The 1154-nt window shown below is 53.2% G+C and carries 1 protein-coding gene; it reads left to right on the top strand.

Annotated elements, in window-relative coordinates:
* A partial coding sequence (locus BV405_RS17750) for a hypothetical protein (protein WP_176330219.1) occupies positions 1-1154 on the top strand: 1154 nt, incomplete at both ends.

The following is a 1154-nucleotide window of genomic DNA, read 5'->3' as shown; positions in this document are numbered from 1 at the left end:
GAGCAACCTCTATGCCGGTAGCTTTGCACTGAGTGGCAGTCGTTATGATGGCGTGACCACGGAGAGCCTGAACGGTAACGCTGAGGGACAGTTTGCCGGTAGCAATGCAGACGGTCTGTTCGGTTACTACCAGTTAGCGGGCAGCACCAGTCAGATTGAAGGTGTGTATGCCTTTGGTGACCGTCAGTTGGATGATTATCTGGCAGAAATGACTGCTCTGAGTGGTGTTAATGGTTATGTACTGAACAATCGAACCGCAAACCCTCTGAGTGCCTATAGCCTTTATCAGAATGGTACGGAATTGTCAGCACTGGTTGATCTTCTGACAGGTGAGCAATGGGTTGCTGCCAGTACAGGTGTTGCGAACACAGCCCAACTGGGTGACGCCACGGTGACTTGGGGCAGCTGGAACAGCTGGCGTCAGATCAACGACCAGAGCCTGATCGAGCAAAGCACACCGATCCAATACATCCACACCAACCAACTGACTGCAGCTACCGTTCCGGTAAGCCTTCAGGGTGTCTATCACTTTAACAGTGTCAGTGGGCAGGCCTACGATGAGTCTGGTGCGAATGGCGGTATTCAGGCGGGTAACCTGACCATCGACTTTACGCAACAGCAGGCCAGTCTGGGTCTCTCCGGATTTCTGCGTTCTGAGACCGATAAATGGTCAGTATCAGGCAGCGATACTCTGAACAACCTGTATACCGGTAGCTTTGCACTGAGCGGCAGTCGTTATGATGGCGTGACCACGGAGAGCCTGAACGGTAACGCTGAGGGACAGTTTGCCGGTAGCAATGTAGACGGTCTGTTCGGTTACTACCAGTTAGCGGGCAGCACCAGTCAGATTGAAGGGGTGTATGCCTTTGGTGACCGTCAGCTGGAGGATTATCTGGCGGGGATGACCGCCCTGAACGGTATCCAGGGTTACATCCTGAACAACGGTAATTCGGTTAATCCTCTCAGTAACTATGCCCTTTACCAGAACGGCAATGCTCTCTCGGCCTTGGTAAACGCCTCAACAGGTGAACAATGGGTTGCTGCCAGTACCGGTGTTGCGAACACAGCCCAACAGGGTGACGCCACGGTGACTTGGGGCAGTTGGAATGCCTGGCGTCAGATCAACGATCAGAGTTTGATCGAGCAAAGCACAC

This window comes from Oceanospirillum sanctuarii, assembly GCF_002150805.1.
Classification (GTDB): Bacteria; Pseudomonadota; Gammaproteobacteria; order Pseudomonadales; family Halomonadaceae; genus Oceanospirillum; species Oceanospirillum sanctuarii.
The sequence above is the reverse complement of the archived record's forward strand: the minus strand, read 5'-3'. Positions and strand labels throughout refer to the sequence as shown.